Source organism: Actinoplanes sp. ATCC 53533 (assembly GCF_003947245.1).
Window position 1 is genome coordinate 1 of record NZ_QHHV01000293.1, and the last position, 9,030, is coordinate 9,030.

Here is a 9,030-nt window from a genome sequence, read left to right on the forward strand (position 1 = left end):
CCAGCGACCGAGGTCGTAGTGCGGTCCGCCGGCGGCCATCATCTCGATGGCGCAGCAGGCGAGGCCGAAGGTGGCGCCCCAGAACGACGACTTGCGGGCCCAGTTGGAAAGCTTCTCCACCGAGGTCAGCAGGATGCCGCTCGGCAGCTTCTCTTCGATTCCCATATCAGTCAGTCCCAGTTCAATCCGCCGCGTCGCCACACGTAGGTGTAGGCGATGAAGACAGTGACGATGAAGAGGACCATCTCGACGAAGCCGAACAGGCCGAGCGCCTCGAAGGACACCGCCCACGGATACAGGAAGATGGTCTCGATGTCGAAGACGATGAAGAGCATCGCGGTCAGGTAGAACTTGACCGGAAACCGGCCGCCGCCGATCGGCTGCGGCGCCGGCTCGATGCCGCACTCGTACGCGTCGAGCTTGGCCCGGTTGTAGCGCTTCGGGCCGACGATCGGCGCGATCGACACCGAGAACAGAGCGAAGAGCGCACCGAGGATCAGCAGCCCGACGATCGGTACGTAGGGATTGAGCGTCATACCGTCTCCTGCTCGACTGTTAGCCGCTTCACACTATTAATCCGCTTTGGCGCCTGGTCGACCGGGGTCCTCCGTCCGACCACCCCGCCCGCCACCCTTACCCGGACTGAAGACTCCCCGTCCGACCACCCCGCCGCCGCCCTTAGCCGGACTGAAGACTTGATATTGCTGCTCATACCGCCGGTGCGACCTTCGTGAGGCCGTTGATGATCCGGTCCATCGCGTCGCCGTCCCGGGGGTCCGTCAGGTTTGCCAGCAGCTTGAGCACGAAGCGCATCAGGGTCGGGTGCGGCATGCCGTGCTTGGTGGCGAGCCGCATGACCTGCGGGTTGCCGATCAGCTTCACGAACACCCCACCGAGGCGGTAGTAACCCCCGAAGCGGACCTTCAGCTCCGCGGGATAGGCGTGCAGGGCGCGCTCGCGGTCGGCGCCGGCGGGGCGCGCGAGGGCCTGGACGGCGACCTCGGCGGCCAGCTCACCCGACTCCATCGCGTACGCGATGCCCTCACCGTTCATGGGGTTGACCATGCCACCGGAGTCGCCGACCAGCATGACGCCGCGCGTGTAGTGCGGCACCCGGTTGAAGCCCATGGGCAGCGCCGCGCCCAGGATCGGGCCGTCGGCGTTGTCCTCGCCGCGCATGCCCCACTCCTCGGGCGTGGTGTTCAGCCAGTCGGTGAGCATGGCGCGGTAGTTGGTCTTGCCGAAGGCGCTGGACGAGTTGAGGATGCCCAGGCCCACGTTCACCCGGCCGTCGCCGAGGCCGAAGATCCAGCCGTAGCCGGGCAGCAGCCGGTCGCGGTCCTGCGCGCTGCGCAGCTCCAGCCAGGACTCCAGGTAGTCGTCGTCCGCGCGCACCGGCGACTGGTAATAGCGCCGCACGGCGACGCCGATCGGGCGGTCGTCGCGCTTGGCGAGGCCCATCGCGAGCGGGAGCTTGCCGGACACACCGTCCGCCGCGATCACCAGCGGGGCTCGATACTGGACTGGTTCCTTACCGGGGCCGGCCTTGGCCTCGACCCCGATGGCGCGACCGTCGGCGTCGAGCACCGGCCCGGTCACGGTGACCCCGGTGCGCAGCAGGACGCCGGCCTCCACCGCGCGCTTGGCCAGCATGTCGTCGAAGTCGAGCCGGGTGCGCACGAGGCCGTAGTTGGGGAAGCTCGCGAGCTCCGGCCAGTCCAGCTCGAGACGGACGCCACCACCGATGACCCGCAGGCCACGATTGTGCAGCCAGCCCGCCTTCTCGGAAGTGTCCACACCCATCCGGATCAGCTGCCGGGTCGCGCGTGGAGTAAGGCCGTCACCGCAGACCTTCTCGCGCGGGAACTCGGTCTTTTCCAGCAGCAGGACGCGTAGGCCGTGCCGCGCCATGTGGTATGCCGCGGCGGAGCCGCCCGGCCCAGCCCCGACCACGATCACGTCGGCCTCGTCGGCGACGGTTCCTCCTGCGTTAGCGAGGTCGTTCACGGCTCACCTCCGTCAAGCGCGGGCTCGTGAAACAGTTCACAAGCCAGCCCAGTCGGAGTCTAAGACGGCCATCGAAGCGGATGGGGGTTAGGGAACCCTAACTGTTTCCGGCCGGTGAAATGCCCGCTCCGTGGCCATTCCTGCTCTTCGCTAACGCCCGTTCCAGGACCTCACGGGCAACTCCGTCCAGGTGCTCCGAAAACGTACCGCCCAGCGCGGCGTCCAACGCGACGATCAGCTCATCCACCAGGCGCTGCGCTTGTTCTGGATCCTGGACGGCCACCAACCGGATACGATGCGCCAGCTCCAGGGCCCGCCGCTCGCCCTCGTCACGGTCGTCGATCGGAACATCGATGTCCGAGTCGTCGACCAGGCAGTCGATTGTCGTCATACACCCGAGCTAAACACCCCGGACCGCCCACAAACGGGCAAACGCCCATTTTCTAAATCTTCGTGGCCCGGTGCAGGGCAACAACCCCACCGGTGAGATCGCGCCACCCGATCCGCGCCCACGGCCCCGAGCCCGCGATGCGGGCGGCGAGCCCCGCCTGGTCCGGCCAGGCGCGGATCGACTCGGCCAGATAGACGTACGCCTCCGGGTTGCTCGACACGCCGCGGGCCACGGTCGGCAGGCTCCGCATCAGGTACGACAGGTAGACGGTGCGGAACGCCGCATTGGTGGGGTGGCTGAACTCGCACACCACCAGGCGCCCGCCCGGCCGGGTGACCCGGCCCAGCTCCCGCAGCGCCGCGCCGGTGTCGACGACGTTGCGCAGGGCGAACGAGATCGTAACCGCGTCGAAGGTCGCGTCGGGAAACGGCAGCTTGAGCGCGTCACCGGCGACCAGCGGCACCGTCCGGCCGGCGCCCCGGCCGGCCCGCAGCATCCCGGTGGAGAGATCGGCACCCACCGCGTACGCGCCCGACCGGCCCAGCTCCTCGGTCGACACCCCGGTGCCCGCGCCGACGTCGAGGACCCGTTCCCCCGGGCGCAGCCCCAGCGCCGCCCGGGTGGCCCGGCGCCAGCCGCGGTCCTGCCCGAAAGAAAGCACCGTGTTGGTCAGGTCGTACCGCTCGGCCACGCCGTCGAACATCTCGGCGACCTCGTGCGGCTGCTTGTCCAGATCTGCGCGCGTCACGCTGCACACTCTGCCAGCTGCGCACACAGCAAGGGCGGGATGGTGACCCATCCCGCCCTGCCTCTTGCGTTATATATACGACCGCCATCGGTCGGGTCCGACCCCGCCGCCGACGGTCATGAGTCGTGGCGACGCTTCAGTGTTGCGGTGTTACGAAGGCAACGTAACCAGCGCGAACGCGTCGTACCAGAGACACACGCAGCTCGTTACCGAGGAGCAATCAGCCCCTCACCGCTTCGCCGAGGCGCACCTGGCCGATCGGCCGGTGACAACAGTCATCCGGCCCATCGACACCCCTCACTCCGGGGAGTCAGGCGCTCATTCGCGGGCTCAGGCAACAAACTTGCCTGGGCTTTCCGCCGCGCGGGTGGGCTCAGGAGACGTCGACGAGCGGGAGCTCGGTGCGGCCCGCGCCGCCGCCGGGCATCGCGATCGACGAGAAGTGCGAGACCACGCGCTCGTCCATCGGGTCGTCCGCCGCCGTCGCGTGCACGACGAGGTGCCGGTAGAGGGTGTCGCGCTGCGCCGGGGTGCGGCCCGCCGTGCGGATCATCCAGATCAGCTCGTGCAGGTTCGACCTGTGCCGGGCGCCCGCCGAGGAGATCACGTTCTCCTCGAGCATGATCGAGCCGAGGTCGTCGACGCCCAGGTGGAGCGAGAGCTGGCCGACGTCCTTGCCCGTGGTCAGCCAGGACGCCTGCAGATGCGCGACGTTGTCGAAGAAGATCCGGGAGACCGCGATGAAGCGCAGATATTCCATGGTGGTGGCCTGGGTGCGGCCCTTGAGGTGGTTGTTCTCCGCCTGGTATGTCCACGGGATGAACGCGCGGAAGCCGCCCACGCTGCCCTCGGCCTCGACGGCCGAGTCCACGTAGCCGTTCGCCACGGCGAGGTCCTGCACGTCGCGGATCATCCGGATGTGCTCGATGCGCTCGGCGTTCGTCTCGCCGGTGCCCATCATCATGGTGGCCGTGGAGCTGAGGCCGTTGCGGTGGGCGACGGTCATGACCTCGAGCCAGCGCGCGCCGGACTCCTTGAGCGGCGCGATCGCCTTGCGCGGCCGGTCGGGCAGCATCTCGGCGCCCGCGCCGGCGATGGAGTCGAGGCCGGCGGCCTTGATCCGCAGCACTGCCTCCTCGATGGAGACGCCGCTGACCTTGGCCATGTGCAGGATCTCGCTGGGGCCGATCGAGTGGATGGCCAGCTGCGGATAGGCCTGCTTGACCGAGGAGAAGAGATTTTCGTAATACTCCACGCCGTAGTCGGGGTGGTGGCCGCCCTGCAGCATCACCTGCGTCGCACCGAGCTCGACCGCCTCGCCGCAACGGTGCAGGATCTCCTCCATCGGGTGCGACCAGCCCTCGGCGTGCTTCGGCGCCCGGTAGAAGGCGCAGAACTTGCAGGCCGTGACGCACACGTTGGTGTAGTTGATGTTGCGATCGATCAGGTAGGTGACGATCCCGTCCGGATAGCGCCGGCGCCGGATCGCGTCGGCCGCCTCGCCGAGGGCGTGGAAGGGCGCTTCGGTGTAGAGCAGCAGCGCTTCCTCGGGCGTGATCCGCCCACCGTCGGCCCCGCGCTGCAGGATGCTGTCGATCTCCGGATTCGCCGTCACGTCCCGAAGCCTACGTCCCGCGTCCGGCGGTCGTCAGCGGCGCCGGTCACTGGTCCGCCGCTCGATCAGCACGCCGAGGCCGTCGAGCACCCGTTCCAGGCCGAACGCGTACGCATGCCCGGGCACGAAGGCGCCGCCCAGCTCGGCGCCCGCCGCGGCACCGACCCGCACGGCCGTCGGGTAGGTGTGCGGGTCGAAGACCTTGGCCAGCAGCGGGCCGTTCTCGGCCCACCACTCGTGGTCGCTGCGGGCGCTGCGCTCGGCCTCGGCCCGGGCGTCGGCGGCGGCGCGGGCCGAGGCCTGCACAAACCCGAGCAGGTACGTCAGAGCCGAGTCGGTTTCCACGTCGTCGAGGCCGGCGCCGTCGAAGGCCCGCAGCTCATGCTCGTATTTGGCCATCAGGCCGGGGCCCAGCGGCGGCCGGCTCCGCGAGAGGCCCGCCGCCCAGGGGTGCCGGTCGTAGAGCAGGCGATTCTCCTCGGCCACGGCCTCGAGCCGCTCGCGCCACGAGGCGTGCGCGGTGTCCTCCCGGGGCATCCGCAGGTAGACCGCGTCGAGCATGAGGTCGAGCAGCGCGGCCTTGTCCGGCACGTAGGTGTAGAGCGTCATCGGGACGACGCCCAGCTCCTGGGCGACCCGGCGCATGCTCACCGCGTCGATCCCCTCGTCGTCGGCGAGCGTGATGGCGGCATCGACCACCTGGGTGACGGTCAGGCCCTTCTTGCGCCCACGCCGGCTCGCCGGCTCGTCGAGCCAGAGCAGGTCGATGGTGCGTCGCGCCTCGGCCACAGGGTGGCACTCCTTTCTTGTACGGTGTATCTTATACGGCGTCCAACTAAGCGACCTGGGGGTCCCGTGCGAGTCTCGTCCTCTGCCGTCTCACTCACCGTCGACGACGTTCCCGCCTCGAGCAAGTTTCTCGCCACCCACTTCGGCTTCGTCGAGCGGATGGCGGCCGACGGATTCGCCTCCCTGGGGCGCGACGACGGCGCGGTGGACGTGGTCTTCCTCCGCCGGGGCCTCGAGGTGCTGCCCGAGCCGCTGCGCGACCAGCGGGCCACCGGCGTGATCGTGGCCTTCGTGGTGGAGGATCTCGAGGCCGAGCAGGAAAGGTTGCGCGCGGAGGGCGTGCCGATCACCGTCCCGCTGCGCGAGGAGCCCTGGGGCGAGCGCCTGTTCATGGTCGAGGATCCGAACGGCATCTCGTACGAGTTGGTCGAGTGGGCCGCCGCATGAGCCACGGGCGCGCTCACTCGTTAATCTCGACAGGTCGATCGGAAGCGGAGTCGCAGTGCTCGTCGTGCATGGGATGTGGATCGCCGGTGAGTCGGCGCCCGGGAGGCTCGCGCTCTGGGCCGAGGATCCCGAGCTCCCGCTGACCACCTCTTCCCGGGCTCGCCGCCGGCCGCATCCGTTCGCGGTGCCGGCCGGCGCGCTGGCCGCGGCGCTGACCGGCTCGTCGGACGACATCCGCGACGCGCTGGCCAAGGCCGCCGAGACAGAGCTGACCCTGCAACTGCCGGGGACGGCCAAGGGTCCGCTGCCGTCACCCGAGGCCGGCAGCGAGGCACCGGGCCGGGGGCTCCGGCTCGCGGCCTGGGAGACGCCGGTGCTGCTGCTGCCCGGCGAGCAGGCCCTGGTGGCGCTCGGCGCGCTCGCCGACCCGGATCCCGACGGGCCGTGGCAGGCGGCGGCCTCGCTGCGATATCTGTGTGTGCTCGCCGGGCACGCCTGCGACCTGGCCCGGCGCGGCCGGATGCTGCCGCAGCTGGTGATGGAGTCGGGCACGCCGGCCGGGCGGTGGCGGCCGGTGCTCACCGGCGCGGACGCGGCGAGCTATCGCGACTTCGCCGCGGCCATGCCCCCGGTCTCCCGCTCAGCCACTGCTGGCGGATCGGCAGATCCGCCGGTCGACCAGGAGAACGGCTCCGCCGGGAGCGTCGGGCGGACGTTGCGGGATGCGCTTGAGGTGCTCGTCGACGCCGCTGCCCGTGCGCTGATGCCCGAGCGGATGCTGGTGGGGATCCGGCCGGGGCCGAAGTCGGCGCTGGCCGAGCGGTGGCTCTTCTCCCTCACCGGCGCGGATCCCACGCTGCCGGGCGCGAAGGCCGCCGATGTCACCGAGCTGGCCAGGCCGCTGGTCGGCTGGCTGCGGTCGGCCCACGACGCCAACGGGCCGATCCGGGTGAGTTTCCGGCTGGCCGAGCCCGCGCCGGACACCGACGACTGGGCGCTGGATTTCGCCCTGCAGTCGGCCGACGATCCGAGCCTCTATCTGCCCGCCGGCGACCTCTGGTCCGGCGCCCGCATGCCGGGGCTGCCGGCCAATCCCGACGAGACACTGCTCGCCGGGCTCGGCCGCGCGGTCCGGTTGTTCCCCGCGTTGCACGAGGCGCTGATGGACGCCCGGCCGGCGGCCATGGCGCTGAACACCGGGGAGGCCCACGACTTCCTCCGGCAGGCCGCCCCGCTGTTGCAGGCCGCCGGCTTCGGCGTGCAGCTGCCGTCCTGGGCGGGGCGCAAGGCGGTCGGGCTCAAGCTGACCACCCGCACGCGCAGCAAGACGCCGTCGGGCAAGGCCGCCGCCGACTCCGGGTTCGGCCTCGAACAGCTGGTCGACTTCCGGATCGACCTGGTCATCGGCGACGGCACGGTCAGCGCGGAGGAGCTGGCCGAGCTGGCCCGGCTCAAGGTGCCGCTGGTCCGGGTCCGAGGGCAGTGGGTCGAGCTGGACGACCGTCAGCTCAAGGCGGCGCTGAAGGCCGTCGGCAGGCGCCGCGAGGGCGAGCTGACCGCGGGTGAGGTGCTGCAGCAGGTGGTCGACGGCGGCGAGGAGGATCTGCCGCTGGTCGAGGTGGACGCCGACGGGGCGCTCGGCGATCTGATCTCCGGGCAGGCGGCCGAGCGGCTCGCGCCGGTGCCGACCCCGGCGAGCTTCCAGGGGACGCTGCGGCCATATCAGGAACGGGGCCTGTCCTGGCTGCACTTCCTGGCCCGGCTCGGGCTGGGCGGCATCCTCGCCGACGACATGGGGCTCGGCAAGACGGCGCAGACGTTGTCGCTGTTGCTCGCCGAGCGGTCCAGCCCTGACGCTCCGGTCGCGCCGACGCTGCTCATCTGTCCCATGTCCCTGGTCAGCAACTGGCAGAAGGAAGCCGCACGGTTCGCGCCCTCGCTCCGGGTGCACGTTCATCACGGCGGAGCGCGCAAGCGAGACGAAGACTTCCGGTCGGTGGTCGCCGCGTCCGATCTCGTCATCACGACGTACGGCACCGCGTTGCGTGATCTGGCTGCGCTCCGCGAGGTCCACTGGGGACGCATCGCCTGTGACGAGGCGCAGGCCATCAAAAACAGCGGCACCCGGCAGGCCCAGGCCGTGCGAGCCATTCCGGCGCGGACCCGGCTGGCCCTGACCGGCACGCCGGTGGAAAATCACCTGGCCGAGCTGTGGTCCATCATGGAGTTCTGCAATCCGGGGCTGCTGGGTCCCGCGAAACGCTTCCGCCGGCGGTTCCAGGAGCCGATCGAGGTGCGCGGTGACGCGGATGCGACGGCCGCCCTCAAGCGTGCCACCGGCCCGTTCGTGCTGCGACGCCTCAAGACCGACAAGTCGATCATCTCCGACCTGCCGGAGAAGAACGAGATGAAGGTCTGGTGCACGCTCACCGCCGAGCAGGCGACGCTCTATCAGGCCGTGGTCGAGGACATGATGGCCGTCATCGACAACACCGAGGGCATCCAGCGGCGGGGCAACGTGATCGCGGCGATGACCAAGCTCAAGCAGGTCTGCAATCACCCCGCCCACCTGCTCAAGGACGGCTCCCGGCTGCCCGGCCGCTCGGGCAAGCTGGCCCGGCTCGAGGAGCTGACCGAGGAGATCATCGAGGACGGCGACAAGGCGCTGATCTTCACGCAGTATTCGGAGTTCGGGACGATGCTGCAGCCATACCTGGCGGCGCATCTGGACAGGCCGGTGCTCTGGCTCCACGGTGGACTGTCGAAGGCCCGGCGGGACGAGTTGGTCGACCGTTTCCAGAACGACACCGAGCCGATGCTGTTCCTGCTGTCGCTCAAGGCAGCCGGCACGGGCCTGAATCTCACGGCCGCCAACCACGTCATCCACGTGGACCGCTGGTGGAATCCGGCGGTCGAGGACCAGGCCACCGACCGGGCGTTCCGAATCGGACAGTCCCGCAACGTGCAGGTTCGCAAATTCATCTGCACCGGCACGCTCGAGGAGAAGATCGACGCGATGATCGAGCGCAAGAA

General features: G+C 69.9%; 8 protein-coding genes and 1 pseudogene. 2 read left to right on the plus strand and 7 right to left on the minus strand.

What is annotated here, in order from left to right; translation table 11 throughout:
• From DMB66_RS54125 to DMB66_RS54155, 7 genes and pseudogenes are all read right to left on the minus strand, one after another.
• Nucleotides 1-165 (minus strand): annotated as a pseudogene (locus DMB66_RS54125) (NADH-quinone oxidoreductase subunit B); the annotation flags it as partial.
• Nucleotides 166-170: 5 nt separating this feature from the next.
• Nucleotides 171-536, minus strand: a complete 366-nt coding sequence (locus DMB66_RS54130) for an NADH-quinone oxidoreductase subunit A (RefSeq protein ID WP_125811851.1) — start codon at nucleotides 534-536, stop codon at nucleotides 171-173.
• 172 nt (nucleotides 537-708) lie between these two features.
• The gene (locus tag DMB66_RS54135) at nucleotides 709-2,007 is read right to left on the minus strand and encodes a geranylgeranyl reductase family protein (protein WP_125811852.1); all 1,299 of its coding nucleotides are present in this window, start codon (nucleotides 2,005-2,007) and stop codon (nucleotides 709-711) included.
• 97 nt (nucleotides 2,008-2,104) lie between these two features.
• A complete protein-coding gene (locus DMB66_RS54140) occupies nucleotides 2,105-2,398 on the minus strand; it encodes a hypothetical protein (protein WP_125811853.1) in 294 nt (97 codons plus the stop codon).
• Nucleotides 2,399-2,450: 52 nt separating this feature from the next.
• On the minus strand, nucleotides 2,451-3,146 hold the full coding sequence (locus DMB66_RS54145; protein ID WP_255441542.1) for a demethylmenaquinone methyltransferase: 696 nt from the start codon (nucleotides 3,144-3,146) through the stop codon (nucleotides 2,451-2,453).
• A gap of 373 nt (nucleotides 3,147-3,519) precedes the next feature.
• On the minus strand, nucleotides 3,520-4,761 hold the full coding sequence (mqnC, locus tag DMB66_RS54150; RefSeq protein WP_125811855.1) for a cyclic dehypoxanthinyl futalosine synthase: 1,242 nt from the start codon (nucleotides 4,759-4,761) through the stop codon (nucleotides 3,520-3,522).
• Nucleotides 4,762-4,794: 33 nt separating this feature from the next.
• Nucleotides 4,795-5,550 carry a TetR/AcrR family transcriptional regulator gene (locus DMB66_RS54155; protein ID WP_125811856.1) on the minus strand — a complete coding sequence of 252 codons (756 nt, stop codon included), beginning with the start codon at nucleotides 5,548-5,550 and terminating at the stop codon, nucleotides 4,795-4,797.
• Between the two features lie 66 nt (nucleotides 5,551-5,616).
• Here DMB66_RS54155 and DMB66_RS54160 point away from each other — a divergent pair, with 66 nt between their 5' ends.
• Both DMB66_RS54160 and DMB66_RS54165 read left to right on the plus strand, forming a co-directional pair.
• Entirely contained in the window at nucleotides 5,617-5,997 is a 381-nt protein-coding gene (locus DMB66_RS54160) for a VOC family protein (RefSeq protein ID WP_125811857.1), read from the plus strand.
• 55 nt (nucleotides 5,998-6,052) lie between these two features.
• The coding region (locus tag DMB66_RS54165) for a DEAD/DEAH box helicase (RefSeq protein WP_233625505.1) at nucleotides 6,053-9,030 on the plus strand (2,978 nt) is incomplete at its 3' end.